At 76.1% G+C, this 272-nt stretch carries 1 pseudogene; it reads left to right on the forward strand.

The annotated features are described in order from the left end of the window. Positions 1 to 272 (forward strand): annotated as a pseudogene (locus tag G6018_RS15600) (DNA primase); the annotation flags it as partial.

Raw genomic sequence — 272 nt, forward strand, 5'->3', positions numbered from 1 at the left:
CCCCCCGCGGCGCCGACGGGCGTCCCCCTGCCCTCGGCGTCGGACCCGGTGCTCTGGCCGCAGCGCGAGGCGCTCAAGGCGGCACTGCAGTACCCGGGCCTGGCGGGACCGCTCTTCGACTCGCTCCCGGGCGAGTGCTACACCCATCCCGCCTACGCCCTGATCGCGGACGCGCTGTCCGCGGCCGGGGGGTGCGCCTCCGGCAAGAGCGGCGCGAACTGGGTGTCCGAGGTCTCCAGGGGCCTCGAGGACGACGGTCTGCAGCGGCTGGA

The organism is Dietzia sp. DQ11-44 (genome assembly GCF_014145205.1).
GTDB classification, from domain to species: domain Bacteria; phylum Actinomycetota; class Actinomycetes; order Mycobacteriales; family Mycobacteriaceae; genus Dietzia; species Dietzia natronolimnaea.